The sequence below is a fragment of the Hydrocarboniphaga sp. genome, assembly GCF_965279055.1.
Taxonomy (GTDB): domain Bacteria; phylum Pseudomonadota; class Gammaproteobacteria; order Nevskiales; family Nevskiaceae; genus Hydrocarboniphaga.
Genome location: NZ_OZ257125.1, coordinates 2,013,435 through 2,036,012 on the forward strand (window position 1 = coordinate 2,013,435; position 22,578 = coordinate 2,036,012).

Sequence of the window (22,578 nt, forward strand, 5' to 3'; positions counted from 1 at the left end):
GCAGGACAGCGCGCCGCTCGCCGCAGCGGCAAAGATGGACGTGCAGGGCTCAGGGGAGGCCTATTGAACGAAGCGGGCAAGCAGGCGGATATAGGCCACCTGGTAACCATTGGAGGGCTCGGCGACCGACCAGGAGTTCAGCGGCCAGCCGGTGTTGAAGTCGAGGTAGGACTTCTGTCCCGGTTGGCCGTAAGGCGGAGCCGGCTGGGCCGAGCCGCAAGCCGACGAGACACTGGGGCAGCCGCTATCCCAGCCGTATTGCGAGCCGGCCGGGCCGCCGACCAGGTACCCCGGCGCGGGGCCGTAGAGCGAGTTCTTGGCGTCGTCCCAGGCGCTGCCGTCGGAGAACCAGGTGTGCCAGATCTGGTTCGTCGAATTCTCGGCCCCGAAGCTGTTCATGTTGGTCAGGTAGACCTTCCCCAAGGGGTTCACGCCGTGCAGGTAGTGCAGGTAGTCGACCGCGGCGTTCTTCACTTGGTCGGAGGTATGGGTGCTGATGCCGTAGTAGCCTTCCTCCGTGAACAGCGTGCCGGCGTTGGCCTTGGTAGCGTTGCTGGCCCAGGTGTAGCTGCCGATCTGGGCTCGATACGGGTCCCTCTGCGCATCGATGGCACCCCAATTGTCGTAGTCGGAGCGGTTCATCAGGTCGGAGTAGCGCTGGTGGATCGCGGAGGCCACGCTGGTGGTGGCGCCGGACAGCGAGGCGTAATACATCAGCGGCCGTGCATCGCCGGCGCTGAACCCTGACAGGGACCAGTTCTTGAACATCTGCGCGGTGGTGTAGTTCGCATCGACATAGTCGCGATAGGCAGTAGTACCCGTCGCCGCGAACAGCTTGATGGCCGCCACCATGCGCAGCGTGATGCGCCCGTTGTCGTCGGTTTCCTGCTGGCCGACGCCGAGACCAGAGGTCCCGTTCGCGGAAGCGTTGTTTTGGAAGACGACGCTGGGGTTGTTCGCGGCCCAGGTGTAGGCGTTCTGGGCGCGCGTCAGCAGGTCCGAGACATAGGAGGTCAGCGACGAGTTGTTCAGGCTGCCCAAGACCTTGGCGCCTTCCGCAAACGCCGCCGCTGCTGCCAGCGTGGCCGAGGTGCTGGCGTCGCCGTAGTAGCTGGGGCTGCTATCCGCCGATGGCGGGCTGGCACCGCTGACCCCGACGATCGACAGCACCGAGCCATCGCTGTTCTGCATGCGCTTGAGCCAGTCCAGGCCCCATTTCGCTTCGTCGAGGATGTCCGGAATGCCGTTGTACGACTCGGGGATGTTGAAATCGTCGGTAAAGACCGTGGGGTTCTGGACATAGGCGTCCATCAGCTCCTGGGTGTAGCCGGCCGCCCAGCTGGTGTACTTGTTGTAGTCACCGGCGTCGGCCCAGCCACCTCGCAGGTCGCGTCCGGTGGAGGCGTTGTTCTTGTCGAGAAAACGCCGCGCCTGCGGGTCTTGTCCCGATCCCAGGTTGCTGGCGCCATCGGCCCATTTCGAGCCGGCATTGGACGCGGTCTTGGCCTGGCCGATGCGCTGGTAGTAGAACATCCGCACGGCCTGAATCAGCACGTTGCGGTAGACGTTGTCGCCGATCTCGAAGCGCGCCGATCTCTGGCCGCCGGTGTCGACGATCTCATAGGTGCCCGGAGTGGTGACGCTGCTGAAGTCGAAGTACCACACCTGGTCGCCCGAAGAAGCGTCGGTGGCCTGGTTGTTCCATTCCGTAGGCCAGAAGCTGTACACGGTAGTGCCGGTGGCCGAGTTCACCACACTGAGCTGTTGCGGCCAAAAAAGGTTACTGGAGCTGCCATCGAAGCCGGTATGCGGTGTGCGCAATACCGCCAGCTTCTTCGCGTTGGTCTGGTAGCCGAACTGGTCGACCATGATGTACTTGCCGGCATTGGAAGCCATCGCCGGCCAGACGGTGAAGTTGTACTGCTGGACCGTATTGGCGCCGCAGCTGTTGGTGTAGGTAGCAGTGGCGGTGCAGCTGGCAGTGAGCTTGACGGTCTGCTCGCGGGAACTACCCGAGGTGCCGCAGCCGCTCCATGACCAGGTGCCGCTAGTCGGTTGCGGCCCGAGCACGACGGTCGCGCCGGTGTTCAGCGATGCCGAGGACTTCCCCGCCCATGCGGTAGTGCCGTTGATGTTGAGGTAGGGCGAGACAGCACTGGGCTGGCAGGTCTGCCCCCATGCTGGCGCGTTCAGAGCTGCCAGTGCGAGCAGCAGGACTTTTTTTATTTTCATCTTTATCTCTCTCCACGCAGATACATCGGGCTGGATTCGGTCATGCCCTCCAACGCGTCGTCAGGGGCACGACTTCAACGGCCAGCCGTCGTTGAAGCGGATGGAATCTCGTCATTGGATAGTTCCGATGCTCGCGGCGGCCGCCGCCGGAAGTTGCAGTCGCACAACAATTCGCGCCTGGTCGCGGACGACGGTCAGGTCCAGCTCGCGCCCGGGCGCCAGCAGCGCCTGCAGCGACGCGAGGTCGGCGATCGGCTGGAACGTCCCTTGCGCTTGCCGCCGGGCGCCGACGATGACGTCGCGCGGCCGCAGCCCGGCCGCCTCGCCGGGGCTGCCGGCTTCCACCTCCAGCACCCACAGCCCGGCCGCCGACGCCAGCCCGGCGGCCGACTGCTCGCCCAGCGTTTCGACCGGTTTGAGCCGCAATCCCGCCAGCGTGCCCGCGGCCTGCCGCGGTGCCTGCGACTCGCCGGCGACGGGCAGCGGGTAGCCCGGTGTGGCGGCCAGCGCTTTCAGGCGGGCAGGGCGCACGCCGAAGTCATTCATCGGGAAATTGACGAAGCCCACGGCCGCGGCCAGTGCCGTGTTGGTGACCGTGTAGTCGCCGCGAGCCGGCGCGGCGAAACGCGGGTCGCCGGCGGCCGAGCCGGCATCGGTGCCGCGAGCCTGCGCCTCGGCCAGGCCGCCGCCTGCGAACAGGTTGCGGTCGACGCTGCGACCCCAGCGGCGAATCTCGACCGGTTGGTAGGGCGCCATGACGATGTTCGACTCGAACACATCGCCGCTGTCGGCGAACCACACGTGCGGATGGAAGGTGCCGTTGACGAGGATGTTGTTGCGCACGATGCGTGCGAAACCCTCGCGCAGCTTGAGGCCGCCGGCCAGCAGCAGGTTCTGTTCGATGACGTAGTTGGAGGCGCCGTCGTCCAGGTCCACGTCCCAGCCGTGGTCGCAGCGGAAGCGGTTGCGCTTCATCACGATGGGCTCGACGGCGTCCAGCAGCGGCAGACCCGGATGCGCCGCCACGCGGCGGTCCATCTCGGCGCGGTCGGGGTGCCAGTAGCGGTCGCGGCCCCAGCTGTTGAAGGCGCCGTGATCGCCGGTCAGCAGTACCGTGTCGAAGACGTCGTTGTGGGTGATGCGGTGGCCGCCCCAGGCGCCGTCGCCGATGTTGATGCCGGCGCGCGGCATGCGGTAGATGCTGTTGTGGTCGACCGTGATGCGCGCGGCCATCTCGATCTGAACACCGGTGGCCTGTCGGTCGATCAGGCCGATGTCGTGGATCAGGTTGTCGCTGGCTTCGGAATCTTTCGGATATGCGTTCGATTTCGGGCCGGGCCTGCGGTCGATGTCAGCGAGCGCCAGCAGCTCGTGATACTCGAACAGCGGCGAGCGCACCGCCTCCGGCCGGCCGACGAAAGCGACCGCAGTGCCGCCGATGGCATGGATGTGGTTGCCGGTGACGGCTATCCGCTGCGCGCGGCCGCTGACCACCACCGCATGGCCGCCCAGCTCGGTGAATTCCGAGTCCTCGATGCGCACCGCGCGCGCGTTTTCTACCGTCACCGCGCCGACGCGGTAGAACTTCCAGTCCGAGCGCAGCAGCGGTTCGGTCGCTTTCAGGAAGGTGGGTTCGGTGTCCTCGAACTGCAGGCCGCGCAGAACCACGTGTTGCACGTCCGCGGTTCGGCCCTGGATGCGGACCAGTTCCTCCAGCGTGCCGGCGCGGAAGCCGCGTGACGGCGGTCGCGCCCCGGCCAGCGGCTTGAAGTAGAGCCAGTTCTGCTTGCGGTCGTGGAACCACTCGCCCGGCGCGTCCAGCTCCTCGAACACGTTCTCGACGTAACGGTCGCGCTCGCTCGGCGGCATCGCGCGGTTGTTGCCGACCTGCGCGCCGTACACCAGGCTGCCGTCGGCCTGCTTGCCGAGGATGGGTACTTGCACGCCGCCCCACTGGTTGCCGTGCAGCGCATGCAGCACGGCGCCTTCGGGGTCCTGCCAGCGGGCCACGCGCTCAGGCGCGGTGGCATCGGCCGCGCCGCCGAAGCCGGGCCGGGTCGGATCGAAGTTCGGGTAACGGGCGCGTACCAGCAGGCGCGGGCCCAGCCACAGGCGCTGGAACGAGCGGCCGGTGTAGCGCGCGCGCCACACGCCGTTCTTCCATGGCTGCCAGTCCAGCGCGGGCAGGCGTGTGGCGCCGCTCAGCACGGCGCGCGCCCCCGGCGCGGCGGTCAGCACGAACGGCGCGTCGGCCGTCCCCGACAGCGCCTCGTCGATGAGCAGAGGCGCCGCCAGCTCGTAGTCTCCGGCGGCCAGTTCGATGCGCCGGATCTGCGGGTCGGCACGCGCCTGAACGAGCGCCGCCGCCAGCGACTTGGCGTCCTTGACGGTGACGGTTTCGGCGCGCGCGGTCGTGCCGACGCCGCTCAGAACGACGAACGCCATCACGGGCAGCAGCGAGCGCGCCTTCATGGCGCGCCCGGCTCCACCAGCACCGGGCCGATCACACCCGAGGCCAGGTCGGGCTGCGACTCCAGCAGCAGGGTCATCGTGCGCCAGGCTGCGCCCTTGCCCAGAGGCAGCGACAGCGCGCCCGGCTCCGGCGTGGTCTTCATGCCGAGCTTCACGCCGTCGACCCAGACCTCGGCCTTGCCGACGATCTCGCGGAACACCAAGTGGGCGCGGCCATCGTTGAGGTCGGTGCGCAGATGGATCGGTGCCCGGTAGCTGCGCCAGCGCAGGGCTTCGGGCGCCTGCTTCAGCGGCGGTTCGCCCCAGCCCCAGCTGTTCATGTCGTTGTCGGCGAGCATGCGGTTGGGGTCGGGGCGCTCGGCCTGCGGCGGCGAGATGCGCCACGATCCAAGCTTCACCACCGCCTTGGCTTCGGGCACTGCGGGAATGGCCGAGCCCGTCTGCAGCGCCAACACCGTCTCGGTGCTCTGCAGCCCGTCCGCCGTGGCACGCAGCTTCAGCTCGCCCTGTCCGTCGCGGCGGCCCTGCACGATCACCTGTGCCAGGCCGTTGTAGAGCTTGCGCTCGGGCGCCTTCTCGGACTCGTGCGAGTTCGGGTCGCCGTTACCGACGCCGATGATGTCGCCCGCGCCTGCGGTCTCAAAGCGCACCAGCAGGTTCGCGGTGGGCACCGGGCGGTTCTGCGCGTCGACCGCGCTCACCGTCACCGGTACCGCGTCCTGGCCGTTGCCGGCCAGCGCGGCGCGGTCGGGTGTCAGCACCAGACGCGCCGGAACGCCGCTGGTCTCGACGCCGTCGCGGCCAATCTCGGCGCCGTCGCGCAGCGCCACCGCTTCCAGCTTGCCGGGCGTGTAGGGCACCTGGAAGGTCGCCATCTCGTAGGGATCGACATCCTTCTCGCCGATGGCCTTGCCGTTGAGCAGCAGGCGCACGCGCGGCGCGTTGGTGGCGACGCGCACCTTGATGTCCTGGCCTTCGCGGCCGGGCCAGTTCCAGTGCGGCAACACTTTTACGATCGTGCGGTCCTTCAGCCACAGCGCCTGGCGGAAATAGAACGCGTTCTTCGGCAGGGCGCAGAGGTCGAGGATGCCGAAGAACGAGCTGACGCTGGGCCAGTTGTGCGGCGTCGGCTCGCCGCGGTAGTCGAGGCCGGTCCAGGCGAAGCCGCCGGCCAGGAACGGGCGCTCGTTGATCAGCTTCCAGCTGTTGCGCTGGGTCTGGCCCCAGTTGACGGCGTCGTCGTCGTAGCTGGCGATCAGGTGCTTGTCCGGGTCGGTGGTGTACTCGCCGCGCGACATCAGCGCGGAGGTGTCCTCGGAGCTGAACACCGGCTTGTTCGGGAATTCCTTGTGGAAGTGGTCGTATTCCCAGACCTGGTAGTTGATGCCGGCGACGTCGAGCACCTGTGCCGCGTTCATTTCGGCGAACAGCCCGCCGTGCATCGCCGCCGTCACCGGGCGCGTGGTATCGAGCGCCTTGACTGCGGCGACCATGCGGCGCGCGATCTCGTAGCCGATGCGCGTGCCCTGCAGCGTCTCTTCGTTGAAGATCGACCAGAGGATCACGCTCGGGCGGTTGCGGTCGCGCCGCACCAGCCACTGCATCTGCGGCAGATAGTCGGTCGAAGGATTGAAGTTGCGGTTCTCGTCCATGACCAGCAGGCCGAGGCGGTCGCACAGGTCCAGCACCTCGGCGGCCGGCGCGTTGTGGGCGAAGCGGATGGCGTTGACGCCCATCGCCTTCAGCTGCCGCAGGCGGAATTCCCAGATCGAATCGGGAACCGCGACGCCGACGCCGGCGTGGTCCTGGTGAATGGCGACGCCCTGCAGCTTGGTTGGCTTGTCGTTGAGGTAGAAGCCGGTATTGGCGTCGAAGCGGATGCTGCGAAAGCCGGTGTGGATCTCGGTGCTGTCCAGTTCCTTCGCAGCTTCGCGCAGCGTGGCGCGCACGCGGTACAGCTCGGGCTTGTCCACCGACCAGAGGCGCGGGTTGCGCACCGCCAGTTCCATGCGCCCGGTGGCCTTGTCCAAGGCGCCGACCCGCACGCGCGTGCTGCCCTTGGCGACGACGGCGCCAGCGGGGTCGAACACGGTGACGTCGAGCTGTGCGCTGCGCGCCGCCTCGGCGCTGCTTTCCACTTCCACTTCCACCGGTAGCGTCCAGCGCCGGCCTTTCAGCACCGGGTTGGCGTGGATGCCGTCGGTGGCGATATGCACCGCGTCGCGCTTGACCAGCCAGGCGTGGCGGTAGATGCCGGCGCCTTCGTACCACCAGCCTTCCATCACCTGGGCGTCGACGCGCACGGCGATGGTGTTCACCTCCTCGCCGTAGCGCAGGTAGGGCGTGATGTCGATGTAGCGGCCGTTGTAGCCCGACCAGTTGCGGTTGACGACGATGCCGTTGATCCACACGGTGCTGTGCGTGGCGATGGCGTCGAACTGCAGTTCGATATGGCGCCCGATGTCCGAGTTGGGCAACGTGAAGTAGCGCCGGTACCAGCCGATGCCGCGCGGTCGGTAGCCCTGGCCGCGGTCCTGCTCGGCCTGGAAGGGGCCTTCCACCGCCCAGTCGTGCGGTAGCTTGACGCGGCGCCACTGTGAATCGTCGTAGTCGGTATTCGCCGGGCCTTGCGCTTCGCCGGCCTTTGCGTTGGCGTAGCTCGCGCCGTGGCCCTTGATCTCGGGCAGCGGCACGTCGCCCTGCAGGAAGCGCCAGCCCTCGTCCAGCGACAGGCGCTCGCGCGAGGCCGCCCCGGCCGGCGCGGCAAACGCCACGAGCAGGGCGATGAAGACACCGTACCAACGCGTGCTTTGCTTCATGCCATCCAGCCGAGCCTGATACGAGCGGCGAGCGCCTGCGCCGTACTCGTCATGCCCGAAGCATCCGGCGCGATCGGGTGGCTGTTGTAGCTCGGATAAAGCCGGCCCGGCCCAGGCGAAGCTGCGGGTAAGGTCGAGCCGCCGCCGGCACAGCTCGCGAGACCTGCGGGCACGAAAGCGTAGCCGGCGGCCTGAAGAAACTTGCGGCGATGGTGATCGAAGCCGTGTTTCATTGGTTGATTCCTTCGCGGTGCAAAGCGGCAGGCTCAGAAGCCCTGAGAGCCTGGCGCTGCATGCGTCTGTTTGAGGGACCCGCCGCGACCGGAAAAGCCTGTCGGCTTACCGGCCGCCGTTTCATTGCGCAGGAACCAGCGTCACCAAGCCGACATCGTTGCTGTGCATCGGCATCGCGATTTGTGCGGTTCCGTTCTGGCCGACCGCGATCGTGCGTTCGGTTTCCGGCCGATCCCGCGTCAGGTTCTGCAGCTGCTGGAGCTGGGCGGGTGCCAGCTTCGCGGGCGCGCCCATTTCGATATAGGCCGAGTAGGCGTCGTTGGTCTTGTAACCCGTGCGATAAATCTTCAGCGCGTAGCTGCCCGGTGCCAGGCCCGCGAGCTTGATCTTGATCGGGGCAGACTTCTTGTTCGGCACCAGCTTGCTGAAGAAGCTGCCGTTGCTGTGGCCTTTCTGGTCAGGCAACTGGAAGTCCCAGACCACTGCCGCCACCGACTTGCCGTCATAGGCCGCCCATACCTGCTTGTCGGCAGCGGGAATCTCGTTGCCCTTGAGGGCGTTGAGGTACTTGTACGCAAACCAGCTCGCCTTGCGGACGCCGTCCTGGGTCATCAGGCCGAAGCCGCCGTGGAAGGCGTTGCCGGGAGGGCCCGGCTCCTCGAACAGGTCGGAATAAACCCAGTAGCTCATGCCCTGGGCGATGCCTTGCGTGCCTTTGAGCTTGCTGATGATGTACGGCGCGGCAACGTAGGAATCGTGGCTCAGATCGCGCGGGTTGTAGCTGGTGCTCCACTCGGAGAAGAACAGCGGCAGGCCCGGCAAATGCGACGCTTCGATCTGGCCGCGAACCTTCTGCACGTCGCCGATGATGGCGTTCGGATTGGGCGAGAGCTGAAGGTCCATCTTGCCTTCTTCGTCGAGGTAGCCGTAGTCGACGCCGTAGGTGTGGGTGGTGATGAAATCGACCGGCGTATGCGTCGCCTTGGCGTAGGCCAGCAGCTCCGGTACCCAGGCCGCGCCGGCCGTCGACGGTCCGCCGACGCGCAGTTGCGGGTCGACCGCCTTGAGCGTGCGCGCCGTCAGGCCATACAGCGCGAAATACGCTTCCTGATCACCGTATTGCCAGAAGCCGTCGAGGTTGGGTTCGTTCCACACCTCGAAGTACCAGCTGCGCACTTCGGCAATGCCGTAGCGGTCGATCAGGTGGCGCGCGAAGGCGTCGATCAGCTGCTTCCACAGATCCAGGCGCGGGTGCGAGGTATTGCCCTTCCAGTAGAAAATGGTCTGGTCCGAAGTCTTGATCGCCGACGGCGTGAAGCCCAGTTCGATGAAGGGCCTGATGCCCATCTTGAGCATGCCGTCGTAGAGCTGATCGATCTTGGTCCAGTCGTAGACCAGCTTCTTGTCGACCATCTTCACGGTGCCCAGATCGTCGTGGAAGATGTCGTGGAAGCGGATGTAGCGGAAGCCCAGTTCTTCGGCCGCGATCTTCAGCTGCACCTGGTTGGCGTCGCGGATGGTCGTCCCGGAATAGTCGGCGCCGACCGACAGGTCGAAAGAGCGGTCGACCGGTTTCGTGGCCTGGCGGACATCGAGTTCGACCTGGCGGGCACTGGCCGGTTGCGCGAAGACGCCCAGCGCCGATCCCGCGAGGCCCGCGGCCAGCAGCAGAGTCGACGCGCGACGAGAAATTTCGGATTTCATGTTGTGCTTCCCGAGTGGAAAAAGGACGCGGCGTTGACGATCACTCGACCAGATCGACGCCTAGTGGGTCGAGCTGGAGCTTGCCGTTCCAGGTCTTGCCCGTAAGAAGGCCTTTCTTGCGGCCTTGAAGGACGAGGTCTTGGGTTTGCGTTGTCGTGTTGACGTACAGCGTCCGGCCATCGACGACTCGCGCATACACGCCTTCCGGCGTCTTCGGGCCCGGCTCGACACCGATCTGCGCATACAGGCTGCGATACAGCGGCTCAAGGATCGAAGGCTGGGCCGGCGTGGCGAGATAGATCGCTTTACCCTTGCCGAAGTTGTTGACGGTCACCACCGGCGGCTTGCCGTCGACGTTCGAGAAGCGCGCCATCACTTTCGCTGTCGATGGCTCCAGAACTTCATAGAAGTTGATCGAGGTCTCGAAAGCCTTGCCGTCGATTTCACCGCTCAGCGCTGCCGGCGTGCGGTAGAACTCGCTGGTGCGCAGGCCGAAGACGTCGGAGAGCCGGCCCGGCAGCGGCGTGTTGAACCACTGGTTGTTCTCGTTCACCTTGGCCGAGAACGCGGTCATGATCACCGTGCCGCCGTTGCGCACATAGTTGCGGATGTTGTCGGCCGCGGTCTGGTCCATCAGGTACAGCCCCGGTACGACGACCAGCTTGTAGCGGCTCAGGTCCTCGTGGCCGATATTGATGACCGCGACGTCGATGTTGTCCTTGTACAGCGGCGAGAACGCGTTGTGCTCCTGGACCATGTACGGCGTCGTGATGTAGGGACGCACCGTCGCCGAGATCGAGGGGTTGCTCGGGTTCGACGCGGTCCGGGTCTCGAACGAATAGGCGATCGCGATCGCAGGCTTGACCTCGCGCGGGAAGCCGAGCTTCTGCAGCGTCTTGAACTCCTTGGCGATGGTCGCGAATTCACCCAGCTTCCATGAAGGCGTGTCGTCGTGATCGAGCAGGCCGAACAGCGCCTGCTCCTCGCCGCCGAGGTGGCTGTTGAAGGTCCAGGCCAGCACGCCCTGTCCGCTGTTGAGCAGCCCGAAGTGCGCCCACATGCGCGAGCGGCCCTTGGAGCCGTAGAAGCCGGGGCCGCCGGCCTGGAACTCGTTGAACCACACCGAGGTCAGCAGCGTGCCCTTCATCATCATCGTTTCGAAGGCGCCGCTGATCGCATCGCCGGCGTAATAGCCGAAAGCACCGTAGCTGACGTAATCCCTGTAGCTCGAAAGGTAGTCGAAGCCGCGGCGTTCGCTGCTGTCCCAGAGATTGGAGATCGACGGCTTGTCCGGCGCGTTTTTGCGGCGTGCATGTTCGAGATCCGTCAGCACACCGATCGCGACATCCGACCAGTAGCGGCGCAGATCGAGATACCGCTCGAACGGGCCGGGCCCGTTGCCATTGGGCATCTCGATCTGGCCCCAGGACGTCAGCGTGCGTGACCAGCGCTGCGTCGCCCAGGCCTTGTTCAAGGCGTCGAGACTGCTGTACTTCTTCTGCAGCCACGCAACGAAGCGTTCACGGTCGGCGTCCGAGTACGACATGAAGCCATTGCCGATCTCGTTGTTGTAGCCGAACGCGATGACGCCCGGATCCTTGCCGTAACGCTTCGTCATCGCTTCGGCCAGGTCCTTCACCAGCCGGCGGTAGTCCGGATCGCTGATGTTGTCCATGTAGCGTTCTGCGGCCTGCAGCCGGCCGCCTTCCTGCGTCACCAGATCGACACCCGGATACTTGTGATGCAGCCACGGCGGTGCCGGCTGGCCGGGGATGTCGACGATGACCTTGATGCCGTTGGCCTGCATTTCCTTCAGCACGGCGTCGAACTTGTCGAAGGTGAAAACGCCTTCCGCCGGCTGGAAATAATCCCAGGACAAATCGCCCATGCGGACGACGCTGAATCCCGCCTTCTTCATCAGCGCGATGTCGCGATGGATCTGTTCGGGGGTGCGGTCCACCGGCTGGTAGTTGGCGCCGACGAAGAGCTGTCCCGCGCCGGGCCAGTTCGGATGGCCGACGGCGTTCTGGGCGTCTGCGGTGCCGGTGAGCGCGGCCAGCAGCGCAACCACCACGACGAGGGTGTGCCTCAGCTTCATTCTCCTCTCCTGAACATTCTAGTAATGGCGCCCGGCACGAACGTGCGAACCAGGCGCTTTGCGAGCGGTGCTCATCTTCCGGAAACGATCCTCACGTAGCGCGAGGCCGGAACAGCAAAGCCGTTCAATCAACCAACATCGGTCTAACCAGCGAAGTACCCTGCGCGAATGCCGGCGACATCCAGCTCCACCGCGAACAGCGCACCGGCGAGCGGTTGCGCTTCCAGCTCGGCGGCGCTCAGATCGCCTATGGCGCTGCTGATGTAAAGCGTCTTCAGTTCGGGGCCGCCGAACGCGCAGTTGGTGATGTTGCGAGCCGGCAGCTCGATGCGTGCGAGCAGGCTGGCGTCGGGTGCGTGGCAGGTGACGCAGGCGCCGTCCCAATGGGCGATCCAGATGCGGCCGTCGGCGTCGGTGGTCATGCCGTCGGGCTTGCCGTCACCGGCGCCGAATTTCAGCCACGGGCGCTTGGCGCCCAGCGTTCCGGTTTCGGGGTCGAAGTCGAAGACGCTGATCTCGCCGTGGCCGGTTTCGGTGAAGTACATGCTGCGCTGGTCCGGCGACCAGGTCGGGCCGTTGGAGATGTGTACGCTGTCCTGGTGGCGCGAGCAGGCGCCGTCCGCATCGTAGCGGTACAGCGCACCGCTGGACTCCACGCAGGCGTAGTCCATCGTGCCGCCCCAGAATCGGCCGCGAGCATCGCATTTGCCGTCATTGAAACGGTTGCCGCTGCGTTCCAACTCCGGCGCGTGAAGCTTATGCAGGACGCCAGTATCGGGATCGAACAAAGCAAAATGCTGGCGCAGCGTGACGATCAGTCCCGGCTGCGCAGCGCGCTCGGCCACCGCGGAAATCTCTTCGTCGAAAGTCCAGCTACGGCGCTCGTCACTGGCCGGCGTGTATCGGTGCAGGCGCCGTCCCAGGATGTCGACGAAATACAGCGCCTGCTGCCGCTCCGACCACAGCGTGCCTTCGCCCAGCATCGCACCGACCGGCCAGATGCACCGGACTGCTGAGATCGCTTGCGGAGCAGGGCGCATTGCTGCTGGCGTCAGTGCGAATCGCGCGGCACGGCGGAGCCGCTGCTACCGACCAGGAAGTCGAGGTCGGCGCCGAGATGCGCCTGCTGTACGTGCTCGACGTAGAGCTTGTACCAGCCGCGTTTCGGCTTCGGTGCCGGCTTCCATTCGGCGCGGCGGCGCGCCAGCTCCTGCTCCGAAACCTCGAGATGCAGGCGGCGCCGGCTGACGTCGAGTTCGATCATGTCGCCATCGCGCACCAGTGCCAGCGTGCCACCGGCCGCCGCTTCGGGCGAGGCATGCAGCACCACGGTGCCGTAGGCCGTGCCGCTCATGCGCGCATCGGAGACTCGCACCATGTCGGTGATACCCTTTTTCAGCACCTTGGTCGGCAATGGCATGTTGCCGACTTCGGCCATGCCGGGATAGCCCTTGGGGCCGCAGTTCTTCAGCACCAGCACGCAGTTTTCATCGACATCGAGTTCATCCAGATCGATGCGTGCGTGAAAATCTTCGATGTTCTCGAATACCACGGCGCGGCCGCGGTGCTGCAGCAGATGCGGCGACGCGGCGGAAGGCTTGATCACCGCACCATCGGGCGCGAGATTGCCCTTGAGCACGGCGATGCCGGCTTCGGTCTTGAAAGGATCGCTGACGGCGTGGATGACTTCACGGTTCCAGCACGGCGCGGATTCGATGTTCTCGCCGATGCTCTTGCCATTGACGGTCAGCGCATCGCGATGCAGGTATTGCAAAACTTCACGCATCACCGCGGGCAGCCCGCCCGCGTAGTAGAAGTCTTCCATCAGATATTTGCCCGAGGGCTGCAGATCGAGCAGGCAGGGCATTTCGGAGCCGAGTCGGTCCCAGTCTTCCAGCTTCAGATCCACACCGATGCGGCCAGCGATCGCCAGCAGGTGGATCACGGCGTTGGTCGAGCCGCCGATCGCGGCATTGGTGCGGATTGCGTTCTCGAAAGCCTGGCGCGTGAGAATCTTGTCGATGGTCAGGTCCTGCTTGACCATTTCGACGATGCGCCGGCCGGTCATCTGGGCCAGGCGGTTGCGGCGCGTGTCCGCAGCGGGAATCGCGGCGTTCTCGGGCAGCGACAAGCCCAGCGCTTCCACCATGCAGGCCATGGTCGAGGCGGTGCCCATCGTCATGCAGTTGCCCTTGGAGCGGTGCATGCAGCTTTCCGCCTCGACGAATTCCTGCTGCGTCATCTCGCCGGCGCGCACCATCTCCGACATCTTCCAGACGCCGGTGCCGGAACCGATGTCCTGGCCACGCCACTTGCCGTTGAGCATCGGCCCGCCGGACAGGCCGATGGTCGGCAGGCCGACGCTGGCCGCGCCCATCACCAGCGAGGGCGTGGTCTTGTCGCAGCCCATCAGCAGCACCACGCCGTCGATGGGATTGCCGCGGATCGACTCCTCGACATCCATGCTGGCGAGGTTGCGGAACAGCATCGCGGTGGGACGTATCTGGGTCTCACCCAACGACATCACCGGGAATTCCAGCGGAAAACCGCCGGCTTCATAGACGCCGCGCTTGACGAACTCCGCCAGCTCGCGGAAGTGGCCGTTGCAGGGCGTCAGTTCCGACCAGGTATTGCAGATGCCGATGACCGGGCGGCCATCGAACTCGTCGTGCGGGTAGCCCTGGTTCTTGATCCAGCTGCGGTAGATGAAGCCGCTCTTGCCCTCGTCGCCGAACCAGGCTTGGCTGCGGCGCTTGGGTTTGTTGTTATCGGTAGCCATGGGGTGCCCCAGATTTGGTCGCTGCGGCACATGCTATAAACGCGGCGGATGCAAATATAATGAAACTTTGGCGGATATCTATATCCGAACCAACATGTTTCAGTGCGACTGGCCGTTCTCCGTCTCCAGCGCCCAGCGCGGCGCGTCCTGCAGCGCGACCGGCCGCAGGAAGCGTTGCATGGCCGCATAGCCGACCGAGGTGCTCTGCGGCTGCGTGGACGACGGCCAGGGGCCACCGTGCTGCTGTGCATGCGTTACCGCGACACCGGTCGGCACGCCGGCGAACAGCACGCGGCCGGCGACGCGGCGCGCTGCCCGCAGCAGATGGCGCGCGTCGTCGCTGTCCTGCTCCAGGCCCCACAGCGTCACCGTCAGCGTGCCACCGACGGCTTCGAGCACCCGCACGGCCTCGCCGACATCGGCGGCGCGCACGACCAGTGCCAGCGGGCCGAACACCTCTTCGCGCAGATGCGCATCGGCGATGAACGCCTCCGCGGTGACCTCGAACAGCCGCGGCGCCGGGCCGGCACCGTCGGCCGCCGGCGCGAACACCGGCTTGACCGCCGCATGCGCCGCGAGCTTGGCGGCGCCGTTATCGAAGCCCTGGCGGATCGCGGGGCTCAGCATCGCGTGTGTCGGCATCGGCTTGAAGGCTTCGGCGAGCGCCGCGACGAAAGCATCGCTGGCCGGATCGTCGATCAGCACGATCACACCCGGGCTGGTGCAGAACTGGCCGCAGCCCAGCGTGATCGAGCCCGCCAGCGTCGCCGCCAGCGCAGCGCCCTCGGTTCTCAGCTTGGCCGGCAGTGCGACCACCGGGTTGATCGAGCCGAGCTCGCCGTAGAACGGGATCGGCCGCGGCCGCTCGGCCGCGAGTTTCTGCAGCGCCATGCCGCCCTGGTAGGAGCCGGTGAAGGCGACCGCGGCGACGTCGGGATGACGCACCAGGTAGGAGCCGCCTTCGCGGTCCGCGTTCGGTACCAGGCTGATCAGGCCCGCAGGCAGCTTCTGCCGTTCGAGCACTCGCTGTGCCAGCTCCCACACCGCCAGCGACAGCTGCGGATGCCCGGGATGCGCCTTCACCACCACCGGGCAGCCAGCCGCCAGCGCCGCGGCGGTGTCGCCGCCGAGCACCGAGAACGCGAACGGGAAATTGCTTGCCGAGAACATCGCGACCACGCCCAGCGGCTCCAGCATGCGGACCAGATGTGGACGGCCCTGCGGCGGTGCGCCGGCGATCGCGGCATCGTCGACCCTGGCGTACGGCACGCCGGCTTCGACTTCGGCGGCGAAGCCGCGCAACTGGAAGCTGGTGCGCGCGACCTCACCATTGAGCCGCGCCGGTCCCAGCGCGCTCTCACGGTCGGCGATGGCGACGAGTTCGTCGCGCGCCGCGTCGAGCGCGTCGGCGAGTCCGCGCAGCAGCGCGGCACGCAAGCTCGGCCCGGATTCGGCCCAGAACACGGCAGTGGCGGCGGCGGACTGGACGCTGGAGTCGATCGCGTCGAGCGGGGTGGGGCTGGTGTTGTTCATCAGATAATCCTTTAACGCACGCAGGCGCTTTCGATCCCAAAAGTCTATGGGTCGCTCCGGCCCGGAACCAATTGCGATTCACCGCGCCGGGATATTGCAATGCATATGGACCGTGCGAAGCAGGTGATACCTGCGTCCCCTGCTGCCGATCCGGCGATCTCCGCGATCACGGCTTCGGGCCGACGCGCGGGGCATGCACGAATCGATATGGATCAATTCTGAATCGCCATTGGATTCTTTGGCCCGGGGCGTAAACGATGCGAGCCTGCGCGCTTATCCAAATACCAATACGCGGCGGGAGAACCCATGAATAACAACGAACTCTTTCTGATCGCGCTGGTACTCATCTTCACGGTGCCGTATCTGGTCTGGCGATTGGGGCGGACCGAGTACTACGCGCCGCTGGTTGTGGTGCAGATCATCATGGGTGTTCTGCTCGGCCCCGGCGTCCTCGGTGCGATTTACCCGGACTACTACCACTTCGTGTTCACCGCGCCGGTGGTGCAGTCGCTCAACGGCATCGCCTGGTGGGCGGTGATCCTGTTCGTGTGGCTGGCGGGCATCGAGCTCGATCTGGCCAAGACCTGGCGCCACCTCGGCGAGACCACGCTCACCGCCGGTTTGGCACTCGGCGCGCCGCTGCTGCTGGGTTCGGCCGTTGCCGTCGTCATCAGCACCCAGCAGGGGTGGCTCGGGCCGAAGGCCCAGCCGTGGCAGTTCGTGGTCGCCACCGGCATGTCCTGCGCGGTCACCGCCTTGCCGATCCTGATGCTGTTCCTGGAGAAACTGGAGATCCTGCGCCAGCCCCTCGGTCAGCGAATCCTGCGTTACGCGAGCCTCGACGACATTGCCATCTGGGGCGTGCTGGCACTCGTTCTGATGGACTGGCAGCGCATGGGCCGGCAGTTCGCCTTTCTGGCGGCGTTCGGGCTGATCGCATGGAGTTTCCGCAAGCTGATCCCGCGAATTCCCGAGAGCGACCGCTGGTACGCCGCGCTGATTCTGCTGGCCGTGTGCGCGTTTGGCGCTGACTGGTCGGGCCTGCATTTCATGGTCGGTGCATTCCTGTGCGGAGCGGCGATGGACTCTGCCTGGTTCAAGCAGGAGCAGCTGGATCAGCTGCGCCGCAACGTGCTGTTGGTGTTGATGCCGGTGTTCTTTCTAAGCACCGGCCTGCGTACCAATTGGGCCATGGGTGGTGAGGCGGTCTTCGTGGTCGCCGCGGGGCTGCTGGTGGCCGCCGTCGCCGGCAAGCTGCTGGGCGTTCACGCCGCGGGCCGCATCCTCAAATGGGCTCCGGGAGAAGCGTCGATGATCGGCTGGCTGCTGCAGACCAAAGCTCTGATCATGATCATTTTCGCGAACATCCTGCTGGACAAGCAGATCATCACCAACGAGATGTTCACCGCCCTGCTGCTGATGGCGGTTGCCAGCACGATGCTGACGATCCCGGTGGTGTCGCCGATGCTCGCACGCACGAAGGCTCTGCCGATCGGACAGGCCGGAACCATTCACAGCAACTGAACCGGCATCGCCGGACGGCACTACTCTTGAGCTGGGCAGGAGCGCAGTACAGATGAACCATATTGAAGGCGAGGCAATCGCCCCGGCGACTTTCCCCAGCCTGCGTGGTCGACGGGTGTTCATCACCGGTGGAGGATCAGGGATCGGCGCCGCGATGGTGACGGCGTTCGCCCGTCAGGGCGCGCACGTGGCCTTCATCGATATCGCCGAAGAACCGAGCGCCGCACTGGCAGCGCGGCTCGTGGATGAAGCTTTGCCGGCGCCGTGGTGGCGTGGTTGCGATGTCCGCGACGTCTCTGCGCTGCAGAATGCGATCCGCGACGCGGCGGCCTCGATCGGCGATTTTCACGTGCTGGTCAACAACGTTGCCAGCGACGACCGGCACACGCTCGACGCGGTCAGCGCCGAATACTACGACCAGCGCATCGCGATCAATCAGCGCCCGGCATTCTTCGCGATTCAGGCCGTGGTGCCGGGCATGCGCCAGCTCGGTGGCGGCGCCATCGTCAACCTCGGCTCCATCGGCTGGCAGGCCAAGAGCGGCGGCTATCCCTGTTATGCAATCGCCAAATCCGCGGTCAACGGGCTGACGCGCGGACTCGCGCGCGAGCTCGGTGCCAGCCGCATCCGCATCAACACGGTGTCGCCCGGCTGGGTGATGACGCAACGGCAGATCGATCTGTGGCTCGATGCCGAAGGCGAGAAGGAACTGGCCCGCAATCAATGCCTGCCGGACCGCGTCCAGCCGGACGATATCGCCAATATGGTGCTGTTCCTGGCCTCGGACCAGGCACGCACCTGCACCGCGCAGGAGTTCGTCGTCGACGCCGGCTGGCTGTGAGACGCTGGATTCTAGCGGTCGTAGCGCTTCATGCTCATCGTCGAGGCCTCGATCTTCGACATGAACTGCGCGGCGCTCGGAGCCTTTTCGAAGATCGCCATCGACGCATCGGCGTCCTTCGCCGACCGCCAATGGACGATCACCAGCCAGTCGCCGTCGGCGCCATGCGCGCTCTCGCGCGAAATGAAGCCTGGCTGCCTGGCCACGTGTTCACGCTCCACTGTCTTGTCTATTGGAGCGAAGTCGGTTGCAGAGACTCCTGCCTTGAGCTTGAACGTGACGACTTCGATGACGTTGCCGCCCTGGCTGGCCAGCGCGGGCTGGACAGCGAGCGTTGCCAGCAAGGTGCTGCTCATTAGGAACTTGCGGATATTCATGGGCCCTCTGTGCGTCAGAACTTGCCGTTGTCGTTCTGCCACTCCGACCGGGGTGGGATGGTCTCGATCGTGTCCCAGTGCTCGGCGATCTTGCCGTTCTCGACCCTGAAGAGGTCGTAGAACGCGCTCGGCTTGCCGGCGAACTCGCCTTCGCTGGCAACGAGCACGAAGTTGCCTTCGCCGAGCACCTTGTGCACCTTGTGATACTTCATCGTCACGCCCGCCTTGGCCATGGCCTGGAGCGCGGCACCGAGGCCGGAGAGGCCATCGGCGATCTGCGGGTTGTGCTGGTGGTAGTGGTCGCCGTCGTAGTAGCCCGCCAGCCGGTCCATTCGCCCGTTCACCAGTATGTCATCGACGAACGCCGCGACCCGTTTCTTGTTGGCTGCCGTCTGGTCCAGGTCCGTCGCCAAGGTCGGCCCGTCGATCATCGTGCGTCCGCTCGGGTTGGCTTTGGCTGGCGTCTCTTGCAGGTTGTCCCAGTGCTCGACGATCTTGCCGTTCTCGAAGCGGAAGATGTCGAAGCCGATTTTCGGGCCGAAGAAGTTGTAGTCGGTGTGCGCGAAGACGAAGTCACCGTCCTGGAACACCCGCACTGTGTTCACCTTCGCCGAACCCTTCGGCAGTGCCTGCAGTACCGCGCCGAAGCCGGCGAGGCCGTCTCCGACGGCGAGGTTGTGCTGGGTGTACCGGGCGGGATTGACGACGGCGACCGCTGCCTGCTCACCGGTTTCGATGGATTTGAGCAGCGCGACGACCTGTGCCTTGGGATCGGTGGACATGAGGATTCCTTTCGATGGCGCCGCCATTCGGCGGTGGTTTGTTTGCCGCGCCACTTTGCCGGCACCGAGGCCGGACTGCGAGGTCGTCGTCGGGCAAATGATGGTAGAAACCGCGCAGACGCGCGATCACTGCGCACACGCTAAAAGGATTGGTCGTGCCCGAGCCCCCCAAGGTACTGCGCGAGACACGCTTCGCGAACGCGAGGCTGGACCCCATCGGAGTGGAGTTGATGAGCTTGTCGGAGCTCCGCGCTCGTGTGTCCGCGAGGCTGCTGTTCGAGACGGAGCGCGTCGCGTTTTTCATGGTTCTTGTGGTGACCGGAGGGCATGGAGAACATCTGGTCGACTTCCAGCGTTTCGGGCTGCGCACTGGTCACGTGGTCTTCGTCAGGCCCGGACAGGTGCAGCAGTGGCAGCCAGCGCAGGGCCTCGAAGCCGATCTGCTGCTGATCGATCCGGCGGTGCTACAGCCGACCGCATCCACCTCCCATCAGGGGACGATGGCGCTGCTGCGTCTGGACGACTGGGCGGCCCACTTCAAGATGGATGCAGACGGGCTGGCCGCTTGGAGGTCCCTGGCCGCGATGCTGCGTCGGCAGCTCGATCGACCGCTGCTGGATGAGCTCTCGGCGGCAATGGCGCACCAACTGCTCGTCTGTCTGATGCTCAGCATCAGCCGATCGGCGACGGATCTCCTGGCAGCGCCGACGGTGCAGGCAACGTTGATTCGGCGTTTGCGGCGCGAACTGGAAGGTGTGGTCGACACCCGGCCGTCGGTGGCACTGCTTGCCCGCAGCCTAGGTGTCTCAACGAGTACCCTGGCGCGCACCTGCAGAGAGGTTCTGGGACATTCGGCAAAAGAGGAAGTGGATCGGCGCGTGGTCCTGGAAGCTCAGCGCTTGCTCGTACACAGCACGTCGACCTCGGCCGCGATCGGTGAGCATCTCGGCTTCAGCGAGCCGACGAACTTCGTCAAGTTCTTTCGGCGGCGCGTGGGTACGACGCCGGAAGCGTTCCGCAAGTCGCATCGCCTGTAGCCTGACTCAGCCAGAAACGCTGCACTACGTGGCGTCGTCGACTTTCAGCTCGATGCCGTAGATCGACGCGGCCGCCGTCTTCAACGCCTTGAGCATGATCTTGGCTGCTGGCGACAGCAGCCAATCGGTGCGCCTGATCAGGCCGAACGCGTCCATCGTGCACGACAGCTCGACCGGCAGCATCGCCACCATGCCGTAGCCAGCGTAGTAACGCGCCACGTCGGTCGGCACCACGGCGATGTAGTCACTGCGTTCCAGCATGCGCGTGATGAATACCAACTCGGTGGATTCAATCAGGCGGCTGGGCATTTCGAGCCCGCTTTCCTGAAACATCAGCTCGAAGCGGTGGCGCATCACGCTGCCTGGGGGCGGCACGATCCAGGCCTCGGCGGCAAGCTCCTTCAGTGACAGCGAGGCCGTCTGCAGCAGCGGGTGCTGCGGCCGCACGATCCCGCAGACCTGCTCCTCGGCCAGCGCCTCGTAGTGCAGGTGCGTCTTGTCGTGGCGCTCGAACAGGCGCGCGACCAGGATGTCGAGCTTGTTCTGCGCGAGCCGTTCCTGCAGCACGTCGCTGCTCTCGACCACCAGGGACACGCGCAGATTCGGATACTGCTGCGTCACCGCGGCCAGCGCGGCTGGCAGCAGGGTCATGGAGGGCGCTGCGATCGTGCCGACGCGGACGCTGCCGAAGCGTCCAGCCTTCAGCGCTTCGAGTTCGGCGCCGGCCTCGCGCAGGCTGGCCAGGGCCATGCGCGCGTGGCGGATCATGGCCTCGCCGTACCAGGTAGGGCGCATGCCACGCGGCAGGCGATCGAACAATGGTACCGCGACCATGTCCTCGAGATCCTTGAGCAGTTTGGACGCCGCGGGCTGGGACATGTTCAGGGTTTCCGCGGCCCGATGGATGTTGCCCTCGTCATCGATCGCGATCAGCAACAGCAGTTGCCGTGTCTTGACCCGCGCACGGACGTACCACGGATGAGCCGAAGACATGTTCCTCTCTCCCTTATATATATTTATCAATATAGATTACATCAATAAAAGCATTTGTTGCATATGCCTCCCGTCCGCAAAATCACTGCGCGCCCGGCAAGTGGCGAGTTCGACCAGAAACACGCAGGCGGAGAAAACATGCGACTGATCCAGTTCCTGGACGAACGCGGCATGACGCGGGTCGGGAAGGTCGATGCCGATGGAGTCAGCACGCGGCTCGTCGGGGAATTCGACACCATCTATGCGCTGGCCACTGCCGCCATCGGTGCCGGACAGACCCTGGAAGCGCTGGCGTCTCGATCGCTTGGCGACGCAGGCTTCGACTATCAGACCCTGCTGCGCGAGCGCCGCGTGCTGTCACCGGTGCAGCATCCCGATCCGGCGCACTGCCACGTCACCGGCACCGGCCTGACCCATCTGGGCAGCGCCGCGACGCGCGACGCGATGCATAAGAAGCTGCAGCAGGACACGGAAGCACTGACCGACTCGATGCGCATGTTCAAATGGGGTGTCGAAGGCGGCATTCCGAAGGACGGGCGTCCCGGCGCGCAGCCGGAGTGGTTCTACAAGGGCGATGGCAGCATCGTGGTGGCGCCCGGAGCGCCGCTGCCTTCGCCCGATTTCGCGCTGGACGGCGGCGAAGAGCCCGAACTCGTGGGCCTGTACCTGATCGGGGCGGACGGCGCGCCGCATCGCCTGGGGTTCGCGATCGGCAACGAGTTTTCCGACCACGTCACCGAGCGCCAGAACTATCTCTATCTGGCGCATTCCAAGCTGCGCTACTGCGCCGTCGGCCCCGAGCTTTACACCGGCGCGCTGCCTCGCGACCTGCGTGGCTCCAGCCGCCTGCGCCGCGGCGATACGCTGGTCTGGGAACGGCCGTTTCTGACCGGCGAGGCCAACATGTGCCACACGCTGGAAAACCTCGAGTATCACCACTTCAAGTACGCCGCGCACCGCCGGCCGGGTGACGTGCATCTGCACTTCTTCGGTACCGCGACGCTGAGCTTTGCCGATGGCGTGCGTGCGCAGGCCAGCGACGAGTTCGAGATCGATCTGCCCGCGCTCGGCGCGCCCTTGATCAATCCGCTGGCGATCGTCGACAGCGGCTTCGCGCTCGGCGGCGTACGTCCGCTCTGACCCAACGATGACC

At 65.6% G+C, this 22,578-nt stretch carries 16 protein-coding genes; 4 read left to right on the forward strand and 12 right to left on the reverse strand.

What is annotated here, in order from left to right:
- Nucleotides 1–60: 60 nt before the first annotated feature.
- From ACQZF9_RS09015 to ACQZF9_RS09055, 9 genes are all read right to left on the reverse strand, one after another.
- Nucleotides 61–2,232: a glycoside hydrolase family 9 protein gene (locus ACQZF9_RS09015; protein ID WP_428312902.1), complete on the reverse strand. Its 2,172-nt coding sequence runs from the start codon at nucleotides 2,230–2,232 to the stop codon at nucleotides 61–63.
- Nucleotides 2,233–2,343: 111 nt separating this feature from the next.
- Nucleotides 2,344–4,704 carry a right-handed parallel beta-helix repeat-containing protein gene (locus ACQZF9_RS09020; RefSeq protein ID WP_428312903.1) on the reverse strand — a complete coding sequence of 787 codons (2,361 nt, stop codon included), beginning with the start codon at nucleotides 4,702–4,704 and terminating at the stop codon, nucleotides 2,344–2,346.
- Complete coding sequence (galA, locus tag ACQZF9_RS09025) at nucleotides 4,701–7,523, reverse strand: beta-galactosidase GalA (protein WP_428312904.1); 2,823 nt, start codon at nucleotides 7,521–7,523, stop codon at nucleotides 4,701–4,703. Before galA ends, ACQZF9_RS09020 begins: the two co-directional genes overlap by 4 nt.
- Nucleotides 7,520–7,756 (reverse strand): hypothetical protein, encoded by a 237-nt coding sequence (locus tag ACQZF9_RS09030; protein ID WP_428312905.1) that lies wholly within the window; start codon nucleotides 7,754–7,756, stop codon nucleotides 7,520–7,522. Before ACQZF9_RS09030 ends, galA begins: the two co-directional genes overlap by 4 nt.
- A gap of 121 nt (nucleotides 7,757–7,877) precedes the next feature.
- Nucleotides 7,878–9,461 (reverse strand): GH39 family glycosyl hydrolase, encoded by a 1,584-nt coding sequence (locus tag ACQZF9_RS09035; protein ID WP_428312906.1) that lies wholly within the window; start codon nucleotides 9,459–9,461, stop codon nucleotides 7,878–7,880.
- A gap of 40 nt (nucleotides 9,462–9,501) precedes the next feature.
- Nucleotides 9,502–11,559: a beta-galactosidase gene (locus ACQZF9_RS09040; protein ID WP_428312907.1), complete on the reverse strand. Its 2,058-nt coding sequence runs from the start codon at nucleotides 11,557–11,559 to the stop codon at nucleotides 9,502–9,504.
- A gap of 143 nt (nucleotides 11,560–11,702) precedes the next feature.
- Nucleotides 11,703–12,542 carry an SMP-30/gluconolactonase/LRE family protein gene (locus tag ACQZF9_RS09045; protein WP_428312908.1) on the reverse strand — a complete coding sequence of 280 codons (840 nt, stop codon included), beginning with the start codon at nucleotides 12,540–12,542 and terminating at the stop codon, nucleotides 11,703–11,705.
- 68 nt (nucleotides 12,543–12,610) lie between these two features.
- The gene (locus ACQZF9_RS09050) at nucleotides 12,611–14,338 is read right to left on the reverse strand and encodes an IlvD/Edd family dehydratase (RefSeq protein WP_428312909.1); all 1,728 of its coding nucleotides are present in this window, start codon (nucleotides 14,336–14,338) and stop codon (nucleotides 12,611–12,613) included.
- A gap of 99 nt (nucleotides 14,339–14,437) precedes the next feature.
- Entirely contained in the window at nucleotides 14,438–15,871 is a 1,434-nt protein-coding gene (locus ACQZF9_RS09055) for an aldehyde dehydrogenase (NADP(+)) (protein WP_428312910.1), read from the reverse strand.
- Between the two features lie 306 nt (nucleotides 15,872–16,177).
- Here ACQZF9_RS09055 and ACQZF9_RS09060 point away from each other — a divergent pair, with 306 nt between their 5' ends.
- The gene (locus ACQZF9_RS09060; protein ID WP_428312911.1) at nucleotides 16,178–17,395 is read left to right on the forward strand and encodes a cation:proton antiporter; all 1,218 of its coding nucleotides are present in this window, start codon (nucleotides 16,178–16,180) and stop codon (nucleotides 17,393–17,395) included.
- 52 nt (nucleotides 17,396–17,447) lie between these two features.
- Nucleotides 17,448–18,236 (forward strand): SDR family NAD(P)-dependent oxidoreductase, encoded by a 789-nt coding sequence (locus ACQZF9_RS09065; RefSeq protein WP_428312912.1) that lies wholly within the window; start codon nucleotides 17,448–17,450, stop codon nucleotides 18,234–18,236.
- An 11-nt stretch (nucleotides 18,237–18,247) separates the two neighbouring features.
- On the opposite strand, the gene ACQZF9_RS09070 is transcribed toward ACQZF9_RS09065, so the two are convergent.
- The gene (locus tag ACQZF9_RS09070) at nucleotides 18,248–18,613 is read right to left on the reverse strand and encodes an antibiotic biosynthesis monooxygenase family protein (protein WP_428312913.1); all 366 of its coding nucleotides are present in this window, start codon (nucleotides 18,611–18,613) and stop codon (nucleotides 18,248–18,250) included.
- A 14-nt stretch (nucleotides 18,614–18,627) separates the two neighbouring features.
- On the reverse strand, nucleotides 18,628–19,395 hold the full coding sequence (locus ACQZF9_RS09075; protein WP_428312914.1) for a nuclear transport factor 2 family protein: 768 nt from the start codon (nucleotides 19,393–19,395) through the stop codon (nucleotides 18,628–18,630).
- Between the two features lie 155 nt (nucleotides 19,396–19,550).
- On the opposite strand from ACQZF9_RS09075, the gene ACQZF9_RS09080 reads away from it, so the two are divergent.
- Nucleotides 19,551–20,432, forward strand: a complete 882-nt coding sequence (locus tag ACQZF9_RS09080) for an AraC family transcriptional regulator (RefSeq protein WP_428312915.1) — start codon at nucleotides 19,551–19,553, stop codon at nucleotides 20,430–20,432.
- A gap of 24 nt (nucleotides 20,433–20,456) precedes the next feature.
- Here ACQZF9_RS09080 and ACQZF9_RS09085 read toward each other — a convergent pair whose 3' ends face one another.
- Nucleotides 20,457–21,425, reverse strand: coding sequence for a LysR family transcriptional regulator (locus ACQZF9_RS09085; protein WP_428312916.1), 969 nt, complete (start codon nucleotides 21,423–21,425; stop codon nucleotides 20,457–20,459).
- A gap of 138 nt (nucleotides 21,426–21,563) precedes the next feature.
- Between ACQZF9_RS09085 and araD1 the strand changes: the two genes are divergently transcribed.
- Nucleotides 21,564–22,565 carry an AraD1 family protein gene (araD1, locus tag ACQZF9_RS09090; RefSeq protein ID WP_428312917.1) on the forward strand — a complete coding sequence of 334 codons (1,002 nt, stop codon included), beginning with the start codon at nucleotides 21,564–21,566 and terminating at the stop codon, nucleotides 22,563–22,565.
- Nucleotides 22,566–22,578 lie beyond the last annotated feature (13 nt).